We start from the raw sequence: 21,123 nt of genomic DNA, 5'->3' as shown, positions 1-21,123 counted from the left end.
CCATGAACTTAGCAGAATTAGCTATTAAAAAACGTGCAATAACACAGTTTGTTGTACTGCTTCTTTTTATTGCCGGTGCGTATTCTTATTTTCAGATGGGCAAGCTTGAAGATCCTGAATTTACGTTAAAGACCGCCATTGTTATCACCCAATACCCCGGTGCCAGTACTATTCAGGTTGAAGATGAAGTGACGGACGTGCTTGAGACTGCGATTCAGCAGATGGAAAGCTTAAAGCATGTCCGGTCTATGTCCCGTCCCGGATTATCTGTCGTCTGGGTTGATATTCAAGAAAGTAAACGCGCTCGAGAATTGCCACAGATATGGGATGACTTGCGTAAGAAAATGCGCGACGTGGCGCCGACGCTTCCTCCGGGAGTAAAACCTTCGATTATTCGTGATGACTTTGGTGACGTGTACGGAGTATTTCTTACTGTTACCAGCGATGGATTTTCGTATGCCGAATTAAAAGATCAAGTTGATGAGCTTCGCAAAGAGCTTTTACTGGTTAAGAACGTCGCGAAGGTTGAAATTTGGGGTGCACAACAGGAGTGCATTTACGTTGATGTTTCAAGCACATCACTTTCAGAACGTGGCATTCCTCCGGCATCAGTTTTTAATGCTCTGGACAAACAGAACCTTGTTGTCGATTCAGGCAGCGTGAACCTTGGTCGTGAGCGCGTACGTCTTGCTGTAAATGGTGAGTTTAACAGTGTCGAAGCTGTAGGCAATCTGATTGTAAGTCACGGTGCCTCTGATAAAATGGTGCTTCTGCGCGATATTGCAACCATTCGTAAGGGGTATGTTGAACCTGTCTCAAAGCAGATGCGTTTTAATGGTATGCCGTCACTTGGCATAGCGGCTTCAACTGTTTCAGGCGGTAACGTTATTGAGATGGGTGAGGCGGTTAAGGCGCGTATTGAAGAACTGAAAGAATTTCTGCCAATCGGTATGGAAATTTCTGTCGTTGCAATGCAGTCTGACCTTGTTCAAAAATCCATTGATGAATTTATGATGAACCTTGGCGCAGCATTGCTTATTGTTGTTGCCCTGTTGTTTATTTTCATGGGAATGCGAAGCGGAATACTCATCGGGCTTGGGCTGTTACTGACCATTGCAACTACCTTCCTTATTATGCGCGGGCTCCACGTTGACTTGCAGCGAATTTCACTTGGCGCGCTTATTATCGCACTGGGTATGCTGGTTGATAATGCCATTGTTGTGACTGAGAGTATGTTGATTAAGTTGCAGCTCGGCAAAAGTCGAATGCAGGCCGCCAAGGAAACATATTCAGAAACCGCATGGCCGTTGCTCGGGGCAACTATTGTTGCGGCATTAGCCTTTTTACCAGTGTACCTTGCAGACAACAATACAGGTGAGTTTTGTGAATCGCTGTTTGTTGTAGTTGGCGTGTCACTGTTAGTGAGCTGGCTACTCGCGATGACCGTCTCTGCGTTATGGTGCTACATAGGGTTGAAAATACCTGAAAATATGCAGGGCAAAGATCCCTATGCAGGTGTCTTTTTTACAACGTATAAAAAGTTACTCGATCTTTGCATTCATTTCCGCTGGGTAACTCTTGCAATAATGGGTGCTCTGCTGGTGACAGCGATTGTTAACTTTAAGTATATTGATAAAACATTTTTTCCAGAATCTCGCCGCCCTCAGCTGATTGTTGATTATTGGTTGCCGGAAGGAACCAATGTTGAAATTGTCTCTGATGATTTGCAAAAATTAGAAAAGACACTGCTGGATTATCCTACAATTGAAGGTGTGGCATCGTTCGTTGGTGGCGGCGGAACACGTTTTTATCTGTCATTGGAGCCTGAGTTTACGAACTCATCATACGGTCAGTTGATTCTTAATATGAACAGTGCTGAGCGTCTTGATGAGACTATCGATTTTGTTCAGAAAGAGTTGGATGAGAAATTCTTGTATGCTGAGCCGCGAGTGCGCAAATTCCCACTCGGTGCCGCTGCTAAATTTAAAGTCGAAGCACGGTTTAGAGGTCCTGATCGGGCTGTTCTCCATGAACTCGCAGAGCAGGCAAAGTCTGTAATGCGTGCTGAACCTACAGCAAAGTATGTGCGGGATGATTGGCGCCAGTCTGTGAAAGTGATTGAGGCTGAGTACTCTCAGGCTCGGGGGCTTCGCGTTGGTGTTACCCGTGAAGATGTCGCATTGGCAATGAAGCGCGGTTATGACGGCGTGCCGATGGGAGTCTATCGTGAAGGGAACAAGCTACTTCCGATAATTCTGCGCCCGCCGGAAAACGAACGCCACCGTGTAGAAGATATGCGTATGCTTCAAGTATACAATACTAAATCTACACAAGGTATTCCGATGGGGCAGCTTGTGTCTGATGTTACGACAGGATGGGAAGAATCCACCATTCGTAGAAGAGATCATCAACGTGCAATCACAGTGCAATGCGATCCGCGGATCGGAACTGCAGAAACTTTGCGTCGCAAAATCAAACCGGCAATTGAGTCTCTTGTTTTGCCTGCCGGATACACTCTGGAGTGGGGTGGAGACTGGGATAAGTCTAATGAGTCGCGCTCATATGTTGCGAAAGGATTGCCTGTAACGTTTCTGATTATGGCTCTTGTGGTGGTTATGTTGTTTAACGCATACCGCCAGCCGTTGATTATTGCGCTTACGGTTCCGCTTTCTATTATTGGTGTAACGACCGGCTTGTTGCTGACTCGACAGCCATTTGGTTTCCTTGCGTTGCTGGGCTTTCTGTCATTATCCGGTATGTTGATTAAGAATGCGGTAATTTTGATTGATCAGATTGATGCGGAGATTGCAGGCGGGAAAGAACCGTATACAGCCGTACTGGAATCATCCGTCAGTCGTATTCGTCCTGTGCTTATGGCAGCTATGTCTACAGTTCTCGGGATGCTCCCGCTTGTTATTGATAGGTTCTGGGCATCCATGGCTGTAACTATCTGCTTCGGCCTGACCTTTGCGACGGTGCTTACACTTGTGATTGTTCCAGTGCTGTACACACTCTTCTTCAGGATTAAGCGAATCCCGCCACAAGGACAAAAAGTATAACGAATAATAAAGAAGGGCTGCTCACAGATGTGGGCAGCCCTTTTGGTAAAGCGTGGGAGAAGTATGAGTGTTTAGTAGAACAATTCGTGGGTAGTAAAACTAAACGTGTTTAGCCCGCGCAATAATTTCTTCTGCTAATATCTTAGTGGCATCTGCTAATGGAAATGACACATCATTACTTATGATTCCTAACTCAGTACAAGCTATCACAATAAGTTCAGCTCCTTGCTCAATTACATTGGCAACAATGTTTGCAAATGAGGACTGAACCTCCGCGCCGGTATCCCCAGCTTTGATGCTTTTTATGACTTCGAGCAGGCTGGTTTGAAATGACTCTTCCGGATATATGACTTCAACATTCATTTCACCGAATCCATTTTCATATAGCTTCGTGGAAATGACGGCAGTTGAACAAAGAACGCCGACCCGCTTGATTTTCGGATTTGTTTTGAGAACATGTTCTACGGTCAAGTCAATGAGGTTTACCACTGGGATGGAAACAGCATTGTTCGCATAGTCGTAATAATAATGTGCTGTATTGCAGGGGATACATAAAAAATCAGCTCCCCATTCCTCCAGCTTCTGTGCCATCTCAGCCATACATGGCCCCGGATTTTCCCCAACGTGATCGATTAACGCCTTGATGCGGGAGGGCACCTTGGGATTATTGTCGATAATACATCGGACATGATCTTTATCGTCCGTTGCAGGTGTTAGTTGAATAATGCGGTTAAGCAGATCAACCGTAGCTTCCGGCCCCATGCCACCTAGAATGCCAGCCACTTTTTCGTATGTTGAGTTTTTCATTTGTACACCATCTGTTTCAAGTTGCGGGATAGTACACAGAGAACGATTCGTTGTAGCTAATAAAGTTTGCATTACTGCCTGATGAACTCGCAGCGCCGTTGACTTCAACGCTGCGGTTCACCGTGGGACTTGGCAGTATGCTGATGGTAATGGTTTGCGAGTTAGTAGCCCATGAGTTTTGGTAACCATAGGACTATGGCAGGGCAGTATGCCATAAGGAAAATAGCCCCGACAGTAACAGCGCAAAATGGTAACGCTTTGTAGGAGATCTCTTCAAGAGAGATGTCCGCAATGCCGGAAGCGATGAACATATTTTCACCCAGAGGCGGGGTAGAAAAGCCAACACCACAGCAGCACACAAGTACAACCCCGAAGTGGATAGGGTCTACGCCGAGAGAGGTCATTACCGGTAAGAGAACAGGTGTTACTAACATAATGATAGCAAGAGTTTCCATGAACATTCCCATGAAAAGCAGGAACAGGATAACAAGAGCCCAGATGATATGGACATCACTTGTTACACTCAGGAGCGTTTCTGCAATCATGGCCGGAATATGATACTGGACTAAAAGCCGACCGAACGCATAGGCAGTAAACATAATTACCAGCACTCGACCGGTAAGCCATGAAGTTGTCTGCAGGGACTTCATAAGGCCGGATATAGTCATTTCTTTGTAGACAAATATACCGATAATGAGGGTGTAAAAAATTGAAACAATGGCAGCTTCTGTTGGTGTAAATAGACCGGAATATATTCCGCCAAGGATAACAACAGGAGCAAGAATTGCCCAGAAGCCTTCACGGAAGGAGCGTTTCATATTGGTAAAAGACCAAGGTTCGGCGCCTAGAGTGAGAGACTTGCCTCGACACCGGACATAGTGAAGAACAATTAAGCCAAGAGATATAAGCAAGCCTGGAACAACTCCGGCCACAAACATTTTGGTAATGGATTCCTGCGCGGTTACACCGTAAATAACCATTGGAATACTAGGGGGAATGATGATTCCGATACCGCCAGCCGTGGCTGTGGCTGCGGCAGCGTAACCATGGTCATATCCCCTCTTGAACATAGCAGGGATCATGAGCATGCCTACAGCAGCTGTTGTAGCAGGGCCGGAACCTGAAATAGCTCCAAAGAAGACACATGCAAGTGTGGTGGAAATGGCAAGCCCGCCATCAATGGTACCAACCATCGATTCAGCAACTTTTACAAGGCGGCGGGAAACACCGGCACATTCCATAAGTGCACCTGCAAGAACAAAAGCAGGTAACGCCATAATGGGAAAAGAGTTAACTGAACTGAAGGCAATTTGTACTAGTGTACTAAGGTCCTGTCCTACCACAAGGAAAGCGCTCATGGATGCGACGCCTAATGCCACAGTGATAGGTGCACCGATTAAAAGCAGAAAGACAAATGCGGAGAATAAAACGAATGCAGCGGACATTTTAAACTCCTATCCTTCAGATTCTGTTAAAGAAGTGTGCTCGTTAATATCTACTTTATCTACATCTACGATTTCTTGCTTCAAGATGTACTTAAGGTAGTTAACTTGAATTATGCGTATGGTCATAAGCGAGAAGCTGATAGGAAAAATCCAGTAAACATATGCCATGGAAACTCCTAATGCAGGAGAGTAGTAAGTGTATTTTGTAAGCTGCTGAATAACTTCAACGCTTTTAACAACCATGACTATGTTGAAAACAATCCAGATAAGGTCAGCAAACAGAGTAGAGATATTCTGCACAATAGGGGGGAACAATTTGAATTGAATTAAAACCCTGTTGTGCGCATTTAAACGTGCGGCATAGGCAGCACCTAAGAATACAAACCAGACAAATGTGAAGCGTGAAATTTCTTCGCTCCATGGAAGAACGTAGTTAAAACAAATACGTAGCATGATCTGGGAAAAAAGAATTACTACAAAAAAGCTTAAGAGACATTGGCATAAAATGCTTTCTACGTTGTCAGCAATGTGGAGAATTTGCTTTATCTTCATATATGGTCCCCTCTCTTGAAACGAGGGAGATGTTGCCACCTCCCTCTTCAACACAAATTACGATTTACCCAGTGCCTTCAGAACGAGATCGAGGTTTTGTTTGCCGCCGATGAAGTCGTAGAATTGTGGCCATACAGTTTCAACAGCCTTCTTTCTCCATTCGTCTTCATCAGTAAGGTAGCTAACCTTTACACCGTTAGCCTGCATAGCCTGTTTGGCTTTTTCAGCTTCCAAAGTCTGGAAGAGAATACAGTACTGTTGTGCTTCAATACCCGCGCGTAGCACCATGTTACGCATTTTAGGGGAGAACTTGTCTAAGGTTACTGTACCCATAACAAGTGGTTGCAAGGAATATTGGTAATGAATTTCAGTTAAGTGAGTTTGTACTTCATGAAATTTTGAGGTGTAGTTAACAATGTATGGATTATCCTGTCCGTCAACCACACCCTGCTGTAATGCAGTGAAGGTTTCTGACCAAGCCATTGGAACTGGGTTAGCGTCCCATGCCTTGAGTGTGGAAAGGATAATGTTATTTTGCGGAATACGAATCTTTAACCCTTTAACATCCTTAAGTGATGTAACAGGGCGTACTGAGTTGGTGAGATGGCGGAAGTTAGAGTATGTCCAGCCAACAATGCGGAAACCGCCTTTTTCGCTGGCTACTGTGTTCCAGTATTTACCAAGTTTGCCAGTAGTGGCTTTTACAGCATCATACGAGTTCTCAATAAGGTACGGCATAGTCAGCGTGCCAAGCTCTCTAACAAACGGTACTGCGTTGCCGATACCGATAATGGCGAAATCAAGCGTGCCTGCACGGGTGTTCTGCAGCATTTCTGTTTCGGTTCCGATGGCTCCGTTTGGAAATAAGTCTACCTGAACTTCACCATTGGAGAGACCTTCAAGGATTTCCTTGAATCGAGTGGCAAGTGCACCCTGATCTGAATCGATAGGGTCTCCCATGCCGAGCTTAAGTACCTGCTTGGCGGATGCATCCGCAAAGCTGAAGAACGTACACATGCTAAGTATCAGTGCGAGAGTTAAAAATTTTTTCATCGATTTTCCTCCAAATTACATAGTTAGTTTAAACCTCATATAAATCGAATACTTATCTTCTACGACTTCTGTTTATGCCAGTGTTGGTAGCACTGTTGATGAACAGAAATTAAATGATAGAAAGATACTCAAGTACCAAAAAACATTACGTTAAATTGTTATAGAGACGGGGTTTTAGTGCCTTAGCCGCTCCGGATTTATCCGAAAATTTTGGTATACACTTCACGGATAATCTCCGTGATTAATGAACAATCGTCTGTACTGAAGGTAAGTGGAACACGGATATCAAATGTTGTAGCGAGGATACGGTTGGTTTCCGGAAGTTCCGGAAGGGCACCAAAGTACCGCCAGCTATGGTATGCGCTGGTAAAGCCCACAGGCTCAACGCTTCCGAACCATTTGATCTGGACGCCGCGTTTTTCGTTTTCTGAAAGAAAGTTCTGAATCTGATCGTCAGACGCGGAAGGGATGCTGAATTGAATTGAACTTCCCACGTAGTATTCACGCGGATCTCGGCTAGGACAGGATAGACCGTCAATATTGGATAATCCTGACTCAAAGGCGCGGTAGAGTGTGTTCCAGCGCTCGCATTGAGTATCCAAGGTACGAATTTGCGGGCGAAGAATGGCTGCTCGCAGGTTGTCCATACGTGAGCTGTAATTTGGAACCATCATTTTGATGGATTCAAATACTTCCATGTCAGGACGAGCGGTATGTTTTTCATACAGCATGTACGAGCCAGAATGGATAATAGCGCGGGCGATAAGCTGTTCGTCGTCTGTTACGAGAAGTCCACCTTCGCCGGAATTGATATGCTTGTAGGTTTGTGAACTGTAGCAGGCTACATGTCCGAGAGACCCACTTTTAATACCATCCCATTTGCCGCCCATTGTGTGCGCGCAGTCTTCAATAAGTTTGAGATCGTACTTACGGCAGATTTCCATGATTCTATCCATATTTGCGATATGCCCGCGCATATGGGACAGCATGAACCATTTTGATTTTGAGTCAGCAGCTTTACGCTCCAGATCTTTCAAATCAATCGTATAATCATCCGTTATTTCTACGAGTTCAATTTTAGCACCGGCATTTTCGATGGCACCGGGAACAGGGGCAAGTGTATAAGCATTGCAAAGTACCTTATCTCCTGCCGCAACTCCAAGTCCTTTTAGCGCAAGGTAGAGAGCTGCACCGCACGAAGAGCATGCAAGGCAATATTTTTTGCCGATATATTGTGCAAATTCTTCTTCAAGAAGAGCGGTTTCGCCTTTTTCGCCCTCTGCAACATTGTAGCGATGCAATTTTCCGCTGCGCATAACGGCAATAGCGTTCTCAATACTTTCTTCAGGAATTGCTTCTTGCAGTGTGAAATCTTTTGTGAATACTTTTGTCATAGAAATTTCCTTTTCAGAAGATTTGAAAGACTAGTCTAATTTGTGTTTGTAGACTTCAAAGTCCCACTCTTCATTAGGGAAATACTTTTCTAAGCGCCAGTCACAGGCTCTTGCGTGCCCTTCCATACCTTCTACGCGGCAAAGACGTGAAGCAATTGCGCTGAAAGTTTTGTTCGCTTCTTTATCAAGCTCTTGATATGTCAATATTTTCAAAAATTTGTGTACGTTCAAGCCCCCGCTAAAGTGAGCGGCTTTTTTAGTCGGAAGGATGTGGTTTGTGCCGGAGCATTTGTCGCCGTGGGCCACCGTACTGCCTTCCCCAAGGAAGAGAGAGCCGTAAGACATGAGGTTGTCGAGCCACCAGTCGAGATCTTCTGCAATAACCTGTACATGCTCTGCTGCATATTCATCATTCACTTTGCAGAGCTCTTCGCGATCCTTGCATAAAATTATCTCTCCATAGTCGCGCCATGCGGAGCCTGCAACGTCTGGATCTGGATGCTGAGCAATAATTTTCGGCATGAGTGCAAGGACTTGTTCTGCGACTATGCGACTATCAGTGTAGAGCCATACCGGTGAATCGTATCCATGTTCAGCCTGTGATACGAGATCAATTGCAAGAGTTACCGGATCGGCTGTTTTATCAGCAATAATTGCAGATTCAGTAGGGCCTGCAAAAACATCAATGCCGCATTTTCCAGAGCCTGCAAGCATGGCCTTTGCTTCTGCAACAAATCCGTTACCCGGACCGACAAGAATATTGGCAGGGCGGTTGGTAAAGAGACCGTTAGCCATTGTTGCGATTGCCTGAACCCCTCCCATTTCCAGTATGATGTCTGCACCGGAAATATCCATGGCATATGCCACTGCCGGATCAATGCTTTCACCTCGTGGAGGAGAGCACGCGATAACAAAAGGAACTCCTGCTGCTTTAGCAGTGGCAACACTCATTACTGCAGAACATGCATGAGCAAAACGTCCCCCAGGTACATAACAACCAGCAACATCCATAGGTGTGATTCGCTGTCCGAGACGAACGCCGGGGCGGGTTTCTATTTCAAATGCTTTTAGGCTTTCGCGCTGTGCTAAAGCAAATTTTGAAACTTGTTCGTGAGCGAATTGAATATCGTCTTTTTTGCGCTGAGAAAGGGTGCTGATGAGACGTTCTTTTTTTTCATCACTCAGAATGAAATCGCCTTCCCATCCATCAAATTTCTTTGCCAAGTCGCGAACTGCTTCTTCGCCTCTAGCATCAACGTCGTCTAAAATATTTCTTACGATTTCACGTGTTTTTTCACTGTTTGTTTCAGCTGTTTTTTGAGCCTTTTTGATAAATTCCATATGAACTCCAAAAGTGGTTAGTGCATGTTGAAATGCGGCATAAATGCAACGTGTTGAAAGGGACACTAAGTGGAGTTTTTTCATCCGTCAAGATTTTATGAAATATTTCATAAAATATTTCATAAAATAATACATAAATAATATGCAGCGTGTTTTTTAGTATTGATCTTGTGTAAAAAAGACTACATAGTCCCGTCGAAGAAAATGGGGCTATTTGATAGTGCTATCTTGTTAGAAAAAGATACGGATTGTTGTTTTGATCGTTATCGAACTGTGTAGAATGGTGTTTGCGTGACGAGGGGGTACTCGTCGTGCTTTCATACAAAGAGAGGGCCTCTTGAAGAAATCAGAAAATATGAAGTATCTGAAAGCGTATGAAAAAATTCGCGATCTAATATTGTCAGGAAAAAAATTACCCGGAACACGGCTTGTGCTTGCAGATCTGGAAGCAGAACTGCAGATAGGTCGTGGGGCGCTCAGGGAAGCTTTGCTGCGTCTTGACAGGTCTGGTCTTGTTCGAAATGTGCCTTACAAAGGGGCAGTCGTTGCAAGTCCGCCGAAGCAAAAAGAGATTGAGTATATATATAAGATGCGGGCCGACATTGAAATTGAGTTAGCTCTCATTGCAATGGAAAATATGAATGAATCAGCTTTTCATGAGCTTGAGGAATTGCACGCCCAGATGGTTAAACTGAAATCCACGAATGAAGGTTTCTTTGCGTTGGATCGTCAGTTTCATCTGTATATTGCAGGTAGGGCTGAGTTATCTCACTTGTATTCAGTTCTTGAAAAACTTCTGGAATTTATCGAGATGTTCTTAAGCTTATATCAGTACAAAGCTAATGACTGCGTACGGTTTAATGAAGAGCATGCGAGAATCATAAAAGCATTACGTGAAAAGGATGCTGAGGTTCTTACTTCTTTGCTTAAAGTAAATATTCAAGGCGGGCTTGGACTTGTTGGTGAAGCGTATGACAGAATACGCTGCTCAGTGTAATATTTTGCGCTAGCTAGCAGTGACTCGTACCGTATTGTTTGATTTTGCTGGATACGATTCGACATAAGAAAAGCCGCTTAGAAAACTAAGCGGCTTTTTTGGTGTGTTTTATCTAGTGGTGATTAGGAATCACATAATACTGATACCCCACAAGCTCCCGGGCCACTATAGCAGCCAAGAACTGGAGATGCTTGCAGTACAAATTCGATGTCGGAATGAAATTCTTTTTTGATCATAGCGGCAAGGCGTTTTGCCTTTTCCGGTGCTTCAACATGAGTGATGGCAAAGCGAAGATTTGTTTTACCATGAACACGTTTTTTGAGCAGCTTAATGAGACGTGCTTCGGAATGGCGAATGCCAAAACATTTTGCAGCAATGCCACATAAGCCTTCTTTATCTGTGTCAAATTCGATAATTGGCTTAAGGTTCAACAGTTTTGCAATATTGCCGATGTTTTTGCTCAGTCGGCCACCGCGTACCGCAAAGTCGACGGTGTCCATTGCAACCAGCACAAAAACATTGTCACGCATTTGTTTAACGCGTTCTGCAATTTCCTTTGCACTTTTGCCTTGCTTTGCCAGTTTGCCAGCTTCAAGTGTTACCAGCCCGAGACCGCCTGTTACTGTATACGTATCAACAACGTGCGGATCTTCAAGGATGGAAGCACCCATGTTTTTAGAAGACTGGAACGTGCCGCTGTGAACTGCCATTACGTGCAGCGCCACAACTTCTTCATAGCTCTCATTAAGGTCGTTGTAGAGTGCTTTGTAATGTCCCGGAGACGGCTGTGATGTCTTTACAGACTTGGAATCCGGAAGCATTTTATTAAATTCTTCAGTGGATACATCCACTTTATCCAGCATTTCTTTGTCATCCATGTACAGCTTAAGCGGTGCGACGCGGATGTCATATTTTTTCAGTAACTCATCTGGTAGATCGCAGGTTGAGTCAGTTAGAATGCCGGTACGTTGCTCTTTGGTTGCAAGAAGGTTTCTATGCTGCTCGAGCATGTCTTCTTTTTTATGATGAGATACTTCACCGTATTTTTCAGCAATTTCGAAAACGGTTTCAGGCTCATTCGTGTGCACATGCACGCGAATTTTGGCAGATGTACCTGCAACAACAAGTGAGTCGCCAAGTGCACCAATCTCTTCGCGAAGAGCATCGCGGTCAATATCTTCACCGGAAATCATACATTCAGTACAGAAAGAGAATGTAAGGCTGTCAACAGCGACGCGATCGTGTACGGCTCCTGAAGGTTCAGGAATAATGCTTTGTTCTTCCTGTCTGTTCAAATTGCCGCGTTCTGTAAATTCTACAATGCCTTCGAGTAGGTATACAAAACCAAGAGCGCCAGCATCAACTACATCAGCAGCTTTCAGTGCGGCAAGTTTCTCTTTTGTGGAGCGTACAGATACTTTTGCATGTTCGAGAGAATCGTACAACAGATCGTGAAAGTTGTTGTAGTTTTGATGATTCGCAGACAGGTGTTCAGACCAGTCACGAATAACAGTAAGGATAGTTCCTTCTTTAGGCTCGGATATAGCTTCAAGAGCACGCTGTGATGCGTTGGAAGCAGCATCGGAAAAGTCTTTGAGCGTGACTCGTTGCAGACCTTTTACACCTTCAGAAAAACCGCAAAGGAATTGAGCAAGAATAACACCGGAGTTACCACGGGCACCAAGAAGGGCGCTCTCCGCAATAACTTCACTCATTTTGCCGATTGACTGGTCAAGTGCGTTGGCAGATTTTTTAACAACATTATCCATAGTGCCGGCCATGTTACTGCCGGTGTCTCCGTCTGGTACGGGGAAGACATTAATGTCGTTAAGATGACCATGTTTTTCAATGAGACGCTTCGCTGCAGCGTTGATAACTCGTTTGAAGCGAATACCGTCTAAATATTGAATTCTTGTAGTTGATGACTTCAAGCTTATCTCCTTAAGCGGCCTTATAAAAAGCGCATTAGCCAAACACCTATAAGTGACAAATGTCATTTAAGCAAGGTGAACGGTGTTCGCTAGCCTAAAAAACTACTTTCTAGGTTCCTTAGAGTTTCGGGGGATGGATAGTCAGACTGGACATTATAGGTTCAATTGCATACATATAGTCGATACTAGTCGAGGGGTGTTTTTTACTGTTTTGTAGGCTTAATACTGGCTGACAAAATGTTTTTTGCGCTGTCTTATATCTGTGATAGTTCGGCTAGTTTCAATGTGAGACTGTACGGTAGACAATTGTATTTGTGCCGTCAGTTAGCAAAGGGTACTACTCTTTGCATTGGTTTATGTTGTTATAATCGTTTAGTGATACATGATGTCTGGAGGTTTTTTTGCAGACTCAAGTACTTATTATCGGTGCAGGTGCAACAGGTACCGGTATTTTTAGAGACTTAGCCCTTAGGGGCGTAGAATGCATGCTTATTGAGCAACGCGACGTGAACGCCGGAGCTTCCGGCGGCAACCACGGTTTGCTCCACAGTGGTGCCCGTTATGTGACCACTGACCCGCATTCTGCAAATGAGTGTAAGGTTGAAGGGGACATCATCAAAGAATTTGCCCCTCACTGCATTGAAAATACAGGCGGTTTGTTTGTAGCAGTGAAAGGCGATGATGAAGCATATGTCAAACAGTTCCCTATTAACTGTGAGAAAGCTGGAGTGCCATGCAGGGAAATTAGCCCTGAAGAGGCCTTAAAACTCGAGCCTAACCTTAACCCTGATGTAATCGCAGCTTATGAAGTTGAAGATGCATCAATTGATCCGTTCAAGCTTTCCCTTGAGAACGTTGCAGACGCTGAAGCACACGGGGGTGTGTATAAGCGTTACATGAAACTGCTTGGTTTTAGCAAAAATGGCGACACAATTACCGGCGCCCGCGTGGTTAATACCCGCACCGGTAAAGAGTCTGTTATCGAAGCTGATCAGTTTATTAACGCAACCGGAGCATGGGCAGCTAACGTCGCAGAAATGGCAGGTGCTAACATTCGCATGACATATGCAAAAGGTAGCCTGCTAGTAACCCTTTCTCGACTGAACCATCGTGTGATCAACCGACTGCGTCCTCCGGGAGACGGCGATATTCTCGTTCCTGGCGGCACGGTTTCTATATTAGGTACCACTTCTGTTCGTGTTGAAGATCTTGATAACGTGGCTCCGTCCATCGAAGAGATCAACCGCAATATCGACCAGGGCGCCCAGATGGTACCTGCCTTAGATACCTGTCGTTACGTTCGTGCATATGCTGGCGTTCGCCCGCTGGTTCAGCTTGGTGAATCTTCCAGTGACCGTGCCGCAAGCCGTGGCTACGCACTGATTGATCACGAATCTGAACGTCTTGATAACTTTATCACCATTACCGGTGGTAAACTTACTACCTACCGCCTTATGGCAGAGCGGTGCGCTGACCTTGTCTGTAACCGACTTAAGGTTGATGCCCCTTGTCTCACCCGCGGTACTGTTCTCCCTGATTATGTTCAGACAGAATGGGCGGAGCCTTCCATTCTCACCAAGCGTGAGTGGATGCGTCGTCATAATTCTGATGACCACCTCCTTTGTGAATGTGAAATTGTACCTAAGAGTGCTGTTGACGCTATCCTTGATTCCTTCGGTCCAGACGAAAAGCCGCGTATTCAGGCGGTTGGTCTGCGTAGCCGTGTAGGTAAAGGATCTTGTCAGGGCGCATTCTGTGGTGCGCGTATTGCTGCGCACATGTATGATCGTGACCTTTTCGAAGGTCGTGATGGTGTGGACAGTCTGCGCGAGTTCCTTTCCAAACGCTGGAAGGGTCAGCGTCCTATCCTTTGGGATGCTCAGTTCAATCAGGCAGAACTTAAAGAAGCACTGTACTTCGGTCTTCTTAATCTGGAAATGGATTAGAGGGTGATATGAGCAACTTGCCAGTCACTGAACGTGATCTCTTTGTAGTAGGTACCGGTATCGCTGGTATGTCCGCCGCTGTTTATGCAGCAAAACGCGGATTGTCTGTCTCTCAGGCAGGCAGCACCGGTGAAATCGTGTTTTCTAGCGGCCTGTTCGATATAATGGCCGTCCATCCTGTGGAAGAAAAAAAGCTTTGGGAAAACCCTTGGGAAGCCATGGCGGCAGTTGCTGCCGATATGCCTAATCATCCTTACGCGCATGTGTCTCGTGAAGATGTAGAAAAAGCATATGGCGAACTGTTCGATTTTCTTTCTGAATTCGGTCTTGAGTACCGTATGGAGAAAGAAGCGAACAGCAAGGTGCTTACCCCAATTGGTACAGAAAAAACCACATGGGCTGTTCCAGTTACCATGTGGGCAGGCGTAGAAGCTCTCAAAAACAATGCCCCTGCATTGCTGATTGACTTCGAAGGCCTTCGTGAATTCAGCGCAAAACAGGTTGCCACCACCATTGGTGATAAGTGGTCTAACCTTAAAACAATGCGTCTTGAGTTTCCGGATTCTGCATCAATGAAGCCTATCCTTACCGGTATCATGGCGCAGTCCATGGAACTTAAAGAAACCCGCGATAAGCTGTATGCCCTCATTAAGCCTCACCTTAACGGTGTGGAGGCTGTCGGCGTGCCTGCTATTTTGGGTATCTACACTACCGATGAGATTCTGGAAGAAATGGAAAAAGAGCTTGGCGTAAAAGTCTTCGAACTACCGACTTTACCGGCTTCCGTACCGGGTATGCGCTTAAAAAGCCTTTTTGAAGGAAGAATTGGTACCTTAGGTGTTGATTTAAAGTTACAACATAAGGTATTTTCCATAACCCCACTCAACGATGGTCGCTATGAAGTGACCTTCGGTGTACAAGCACCAACCGAAAAAGTAGTTGCCAAAGGCGTTGTGCTTGCCACCGGTCGTTTCCTCGGCGGCGGACTGTTCGCTGACAGACATCACATTGTGGAGACTGTGATGGACCTGCCAGTATCTCAGCCAGCTGACCGTGAAGAGTGGCATCGTACCGACCTGCTTGACCCGCGTGGACACAAAGTTAGTTCCGCAGGTGTTGAGGTCGATTCTTCATTCCGCCCGATTGATGAAAACGGAAAAGTTGTACACGAGCGTGTATTCGCTGTCGGCTCTCTGTTAGCTCATCAGGATTGGATGCGAATGAAGTGTGGAACTGGCATTGCGGTTGCTAGTTCACTTCGTGCTGTTGAAGCATTTGTAGCTCAGCAGTAGGCTTACTGTTTAAGTAGTAATCAGTTTTATTGTAGCCTTACCTTAAAAGTGGAGAATCACTATGTCTAAGTACATCGGCGCTGTTGACCAGGGAACTACAAGCTCACGTTTCATTATTTTTGATAAAAAAGGCCAGATCGTTGGCATGGATCAGAAAGAACATGAGCAGATTTTCCCTAAACCAGGCTGGGTAGAGCATAACCCAATGGAAATTTGGGAAAATACTCAGGAAGTTATTCAGGGCGCCTTAAAGAAAACCGGCCTTAAAGGTACAGACATCGCTGCTATTGGTATTACTAACCAGCGTGAAACTACCGTTATCTGGGATAGAAAAACTGGTAAGCCTTACTACAACGCAATTGTTTGGCAGTGCACCCGTACTGACAAAATTTGTAAAGAGTTAATGGCTGAAGGTGGTCAGGATCGTTTCCGTGAAAAAACCGGTCTCCCGATTGCGACTTACTTCTCTGGTCCTAAAATGAAATGGATCATGGATAACGTACCGGGCGTAAGAGCTGCTGCACGTAATGGTGACGCTCTTATCGGTACCATGGAAACCTGGATTATCTGGAACCTTACAGGTGGCGCAAAAGGCGGCGCACATGTAACTGACGTATCTAACGCTTCCCGTACCATGCTTATGGATCTTGCTAGTCTCGAATGGGACAAAGATATCCTTAAGGTTATGGATGTTCCTGAAGCAGCTCTCCCACGTATCGTGTCTTCTTCTGACAACGACACTTGGGGTACTACTGAAGAACATGGTCCTCTCGGCGCACGTGTTCCTGTTTGTGGCGCTCTTGGCGACCAGCAGGCTGCACTCGTTGGTCAGGCTTGCTTTGAAGTTGGTGAAGCGAAAAACACATATGGTACTGGTTGCTTTATGCTCCTTAACACCGGTACCAAACCTATCCAGTCTAAACAGGGTCTTCTTACTACCGTTGGTTACAAATTCGGTAACGAAGAAACTGTATACTGCCTGGAAGGCTCTATTGCTATTGCTGGTGCTCTCATTCAGTGGTTGCGTGATAACCTCAACCTTATCAACTCAGCACCTGAAGTCGAAGAACTTGCTAAGTCCGTGGAAGACAATGGCGACGTTTACGTTGTTCCTGCATTCCAGGGCTTGTTTGCTCCGTACTGGCGTTCCGACGCTCGCGGCGTAATCGCAGGTCTTACCCGCTTCGCTAACAAAGGTCACATTGCACGTGCTTGTCTTGAGTCCGTAGCATACCAGACCCGCGACGTTCTCGAAGCTATGAACAAAGATTCCGGCGTTGATCTTACTACTCTCAAAGTTGATGGTGGTATGGTAATGAACGAACTGCTCATGCAGTTCCAGTCCGATAGTCTTTGTGTTCCAGTTATCCGTCCTCAGGTTACAGAAACCACTTGTCTTGGCGCTGCATATGCTGCTGGCCTTGCTGTTGGTTACTGGACTAGCATTGATGACCTTCGTGCTAACTGGGCAATCGACAAAACTTGGGAACCTACATTTGGCAAAGAAGAACGTGAAAAAGGTTATGCTGGTTGGAAGAAAGCGATTACGCGTACTTTCGACTGGGTTGAATAATCTTTATTCATCATCCGTAATTATAAGCGCACAGAGCATACGCTCTGTGCGCTTTTTTTATGTTCAGCAAGCAGGAAATAACAGAATAATTACATCCTCATGGTAGAGTAGGTAGTAACGTAGGAGGCACGCTATGGGCTTGTTGAATGGTAAAAAAGTTTTGATGTTTGTAGGAGATCTTTTTGAAGATCTTGAGCTCATGTATCCTAAGTTGCGTCTTATTGAAGAAGGCGCGGCAGTAGTTCTCGCCGGAACGGATACAGAGACGGTGTACAAGGGGTATCATGGGTATCCAACGAAGGCAGATATTTTACTTTCTGATGTAAATCCTGATAACTTTGATGTTCTTGTCATTGCAGGTGGATTTGCACCTGATAAATTACGTCGCGATATGGATGTAAAAAAGATAACTCGCGCGATGCATCAGCAGGGTAAAACAATAGCATTTATCTGCCATGCTGGGTGGATTCCAATCTCAGCCGGTATCCTTGATGGATACACTTGCACATCTACACGGGGTATTACTGATGACCTTGAGAATGCGGGAGCAAAATGGGTTAATGAGCCTGTTGTTGTGGATCGCAATCTTATAAGCAGTAGGGCTCCGGATGATCTTCCTGCTTTTTGTAAAGCAATTATCGAGGTAGAGAGCAATAAAGATTAATACGGATGGATGAAAAAAAGCCCCCATGAACAATAAGTTCACGGGGGCTTTTTTATGTCTGATTTTTTACAGGCAGCTTTCTTAAGCAGGCAAAATTAGTTTTTTGTCTGCTCGTCTGAAGGACAGTTCAGCGCCAGAATAAACATGGCAACACCAATGATAGTTGCCGTGTAAAATACAGCTGAAATGCCTCCCATAATAAGAGGAAGCGAAAAGATTAACGGGCCGATGGTTTGTGCAATACGAAGGACCGTGCCGTTTACCGCCATAACTGCACCACGTTTTTCAATGGATGCGATGCCGGTAAGCTTGGCGGCAAGGTTCGGAAAGGACAGACCTTGTCCCATACCGAAGAATCCGACAGGAATAGCTAACAGCCAGAAATTATCAGGAATAGACATGGTTGCCATTGAAGCAAAGAAGCATACAGCGGCAAGGCATAACATGGTTCGAACGGACAAAATTTGACGTATGCGCCCCAACTGTGAGGCTGCAACACCTGTAAATAGAGAAGATATGGCAAACATAAAACCAATACGGGATGGACTTGCGTCAAAAACCGTATCAGAGAGAATCGGTACATATGTGATGATCGGGCCATACAGAATTGTGAAGGTACAGAGCGTCATACCGAAAAGGACAAGCGCTTTTTTTGAAGAAATAATTTGTGCTGTATTTTTAAAGTAGCCAGCCATTGTTTCTTTCGATTTTGGATTCGGTAGATCTAGATGAATTGCACAAAGTACAGCAAGAGGAAGGGCTAATATCGGCAGCATGAATGGATATTGCCAGCCTATTTCACCAAGTAATCCACCAAAAAATGGAAAGATTGCAGTGCCAAGGCTGAGTACACTTGCGTTGTAGCCCATAACTTTCAGGCGCTCTGTACCTGAGTACAAATCCCCAGTGATGGTTGTATAGAGCAGGCTGATTGGTGCTGCCCCTACGCCTTGTAAGGCACGAAGAAAAAGAATTGTTTTGTAGTCAGTTGCGAATGCGCATGAAAAACCGGCGATCCCGAAGATTACAAGTGCCGGAATAAGCACAGCCTTCCTGCCGTATCTGTCTGCGAGAATCCCCGCAAATGGCGTAAGAAAAATGCCTGGAAGCGTGAAGCTTGTGAGGAGTAGGCCAATTTCTGCCATCGGGATATTCAATGAACGCCCAGCAGAAGGCAATACTGGAAGGATACTGGATACACCCATAACAACGAAGAGGGTGATGCCAAAGAGTAAAAGTAAATTTTTGTCTTTAAGGGGGGATTTCATGGAGTGCTCGCGGGTGAAAAATAATTAATGCCTGACTTGTTTAGTTCTTGAGATGCATAAGGTCAAGGAGCACTGCGGTAGCAGTATGGGTAGTCTTTAAGTGTCACACTCTCATTCTATGACTTTTCTTTTTAGAGTTGCATCCGCTATTATTCCTATATACTGTGGGAAGCGGGGGGGATAGAGGAGGTATATGTATGGAAAAGAAGATCCGATGTCCCTATTGTAGCAAAGTATTTCGATGCAGAATTCGCTCAACTAATGGCGAAGGACGAGTCATCGATTTAAGTTGTCCCTATTGTAAGGAGAAGTTGATATTGAAAAAGGACATGGTTGATAGCCCTAGCTAGTACCTGTTGTTCTCAATTTCATCTGCACAAACAAAACGCCTTTGGAAGTACTTCCAGCGGCGTTTTGTTTGTTATACCCGATGCGTTCAACTAGGGTGTGTGAACGTGGGTTAGTTCGTGCGTCGGCAGATATCGTCGGTAGCAAGGAGAAAATCTCTGTGAGGAGTACGATACAGTTGGGTGTATGTTTGCGCCGGAATTGTAGGCGGCGCAAGCAGGTGAACTTCAAGATTCCTTCTACCGAATGAGAGAGCCTTTGTAGTCTCAGGAATGAACACATCAACTTGGTTTCTTTTCCGTTTTGCCATCAAATCTTCAATGGTAAAAACTCCGAGTGATTTGATGTAAACTTTTCTTCCAAACGTCCAGCCTTTTGCAAAAAGGTCACGGGATACCGCGATGATGCCCGGGCGAACTTTGGTGTTATATGCAGTGATAAATGGTGTGGAGTCTGTTTCTTCACTGCGGGGGCTATATGCTGTAACTTTTACTAATCGTTTGGATCGTGAGTCATGTAACGATTTCTGTGTATTACGCCCCAGTTCAAGGGCAAGTTCCGCTTGAATAGAATTATTACGCAGCACTACTTGCATGGCATGTATTGATTGATTTTGAGAATCAATCAATTGCCTAAGCTGTCGTATCTCACGCTGATGCTGAATTATGAACATTACAGCAGCGAGTGATATAAGTAAGTAGATGCAGTTTTTCATTATTACTCATGTAGATAAAAGTATAGTGTGCGAGTGTTCTACTATACAGCAGAAAAACCATTGGGCAATAATCTTTTATGTTAAACTGCATATACTAAACGGTAGTAGTGTTGCTAATTCACTGTTTTGATGGAAATAAAATTCATTATAGGAAGGAAGTCCCATTTGTATGGGCGGTTCGTGCTGCTTGTAGTTGCATTAAACAAAAACACCATGCAAAAGATGTTGCATGGTGTTAGTTTTAGTATACTGTATTGTTTCTTTATTTCGAAAATTTCTTAGGAATATAAAGCGGATTGGTTGTAGCGGAACATTTATTTAATGGTAGCAAGTCCCGCATCAACAGCAACGTCGGTCAGCGCAAACATTTCGTCTCCATGATCGTAGCCTGCAAGATGAAGCATTCCGTGAGCGATAAGGCGTAGTGCATGCTCTGTTCTATCCTGTCCGTACAAGAGACATTCTCGCTCGAGAGTGTCCATGGACAAAGCCAACCAGCCAATGCTCTGTGCGCTTCCGTCTTCTGTGGAAGGGAACGACAGGATGTTAGTCGGGCCATCGCATTGGAGGAAGGATGCGTTTAGATCGGCAATTGTGGCATCGTCCACAAGATTGATCTCAACGTCTTTATCCTCTTGCTTGATGGCAGAAAGCATTGCTTCCATTACACGAGTCAGTTCCGTGCGGGAAAAGGGAAGAAGCCAGTCAACAGACTGGCTTTTTTTTATTGTAATCATA

General features: G+C 45.0%; 16 protein-coding genes. 6 read left to right on the top strand and 10 right to left on the bottom strand.

From position 1 onward, the window contains the following. The first annotated feature begins 2 nt into the window (after window positions 1–2). Window positions 3–3,059: an efflux RND transporter permease subunit gene (locus ACZ5V1_RS08280; RefSeq protein ID WP_464391454.1), complete on the top strand. Its 3,057-nt coding sequence runs from the start codon at window positions 3–5 to the stop codon at window positions 3,057–3,059. 99 nt (window positions 3,060–3,158) lie between these two features. Here ACZ5V1_RS08280 and cuyB read toward each other — a convergent pair whose 3' ends face one another. The 6 genes from cuyB to hisD all read right to left on the bottom strand — a co-directional run bounded on the left by cuyB (window position 3,159) and on the right by hisD (window position 9,651). After that, window positions 3,159–3,938: a cysteate racemase gene (cuyB, locus tag ACZ5V1_RS08275; protein WP_464391453.1), complete on the bottom strand. Its 780-nt coding sequence runs from the start codon at window positions 3,936–3,938 to the stop codon at window positions 3,159–3,161. An 89-nt stretch (window positions 3,939–4,027) separates the two neighbouring features. Beyond that, window positions 4,028–5,311 carry a TRAP transporter large permease gene (locus ACZ5V1_RS08270; RefSeq protein ID WP_160714469.1) on the bottom strand — a complete coding sequence of 428 codons (1,284 nt, stop codon included), beginning with the start codon at window positions 5,309–5,311 and terminating at the stop codon, window positions 4,028–4,030. 9 nt (window positions 5,312–5,320) lie between these two features. After that, entirely contained in the window at window positions 5,321–5,863 is a 543-nt protein-coding gene (locus tag ACZ5V1_RS08265; RefSeq protein ID WP_464391452.1) for a TRAP transporter small permease, read from the bottom strand. Between the two features lie 57 nt (window positions 5,864–5,920). Beyond that, window positions 5,921–6,916, bottom strand: coding sequence for a TRAP transporter substrate-binding protein (locus ACZ5V1_RS08260; RefSeq protein WP_464391451.1), 996 nt, complete (start codon window positions 6,914–6,916; stop codon window positions 5,921–5,923). A 197-nt stretch (window positions 6,917–7,113) separates the two neighbouring features. Continuing rightward, complete coding sequence (locus ACZ5V1_RS08255; protein WP_464391450.1) at window positions 7,114–8,310, bottom strand: DegT/DnrJ/EryC1/StrS family aminotransferase; 1,197 nt, start codon at window positions 8,308–8,310, stop codon at window positions 7,114–7,116. A gap of 30 nt (window positions 8,311–8,340) precedes the next feature. Then, entirely contained in the window at window positions 8,341–9,651 is a 1,311-nt protein-coding gene (gene hisD, locus ACZ5V1_RS08250) for a histidinol dehydrogenase (protein ID WP_464391449.1), read from the bottom strand. A gap of 337 nt (window positions 9,652–9,988) precedes the next feature. On the opposite strand from hisD, the gene ACZ5V1_RS08245 reads away from it, so the two are divergent. Further along, the gene (locus ACZ5V1_RS08245) at window positions 9,989–10,648 is read left to right on the top strand and encodes a GntR family transcriptional regulator (RefSeq protein ID WP_464391448.1); all 660 of its coding nucleotides are present in this window, start codon (window positions 9,989–9,991) and stop codon (window positions 10,646–10,648) included. A 122-nt stretch (window positions 10,649–10,770) separates the two neighbouring features. Here ACZ5V1_RS08245 and ACZ5V1_RS08240 read toward each other — a convergent pair whose 3' ends face one another. After that, the gene (locus tag ACZ5V1_RS08240; RefSeq protein WP_464391447.1) at window positions 10,771–12,579 is read right to left on the bottom strand and encodes a DegV family protein; all 1,809 of its coding nucleotides are present in this window, start codon (window positions 12,577–12,579) and stop codon (window positions 10,771–10,773) included. Window positions 12,580–12,980: 401 nt separating this feature from the next. Here ACZ5V1_RS08240 and glpA point away from each other — a divergent pair, with 401 nt between their 5' ends. The 4 genes from glpA (at window position 12,981) to ACZ5V1_RS08220 (ending at window position 18,054) form a co-directional block, all read left to right on the top strand. Continuing rightward, a complete protein-coding gene (glpA, locus tag ACZ5V1_RS08235) occupies window positions 12,981–14,525 on the top strand; it encodes an anaerobic glycerol-3-phosphate dehydrogenase subunit GlpA (RefSeq protein ID WP_464391446.1) in 1,545 nt (514 codons plus the stop codon). Window positions 14,526–14,533: 8 nt separating this feature from the next. After that, a complete protein-coding gene (gene glpB / locus ACZ5V1_RS08230) occupies window positions 14,534–15,817 on the top strand; it encodes a glycerol-3-phosphate dehydrogenase subunit GlpB (RefSeq protein ID WP_464391445.1) in 1,284 nt (427 codons plus the stop codon). Between the two features lie 61 nt (window positions 15,818–15,878). Then, window positions 15,879–17,390 (top strand): glycerol kinase GlpK, encoded by a 1,512-nt coding sequence (glpK, locus tag ACZ5V1_RS08225; protein ID WP_464391444.1) that lies wholly within the window; start codon window positions 15,879–15,881, stop codon window positions 17,388–17,390. 133 nt (window positions 17,391–17,523) lie between these two features. Next, window positions 17,524–18,054: a type 1 glutamine amidotransferase domain-containing protein gene (locus tag ACZ5V1_RS08220; RefSeq protein WP_464391443.1), complete on the top strand. Its 531-nt coding sequence runs from the start codon at window positions 17,524–17,526 to the stop codon at window positions 18,052–18,054. Window positions 18,055–18,149: 95 nt separating this feature from the next. On the opposite strand, the gene ACZ5V1_RS08215 is transcribed toward ACZ5V1_RS08220, so the two are convergent. From ACZ5V1_RS08215 to ybeY, 3 genes are all read right to left on the bottom strand, one after another. Beyond that, window positions 18,150–19,322, bottom strand: coding sequence for an MFS transporter (locus ACZ5V1_RS08215; protein ID WP_464391442.1), 1,173 nt, complete (start codon window positions 19,320–19,322; stop codon window positions 18,150–18,152). A gap of 460 nt (window positions 19,323–19,782) precedes the next feature. Next, complete coding sequence (locus ACZ5V1_RS08210; protein ID WP_464391441.1) at window positions 19,783–20,385, bottom strand: 3D domain-containing protein; 603 nt, start codon at window positions 20,383–20,385, stop codon at window positions 19,783–19,785. A 314-nt stretch (window positions 20,386–20,699) separates the two neighbouring features. Further along, on the bottom strand, window positions 20,700–21,122 hold the full coding sequence (gene ybeY / locus ACZ5V1_RS08205; protein ID WP_464391440.1) for an rRNA maturation RNase YbeY: 423 nt from the start codon (window positions 21,120–21,122) through the stop codon (window positions 20,700–20,702). Window position 21,123: the final 1 nt, after the last annotated feature.

Source organism: Halodesulfovibrio oceani subsp. galateae (assembly GCF_055397225.1).
This window is presented reverse-complemented; position numbering and strand designations above follow the sequence as displayed.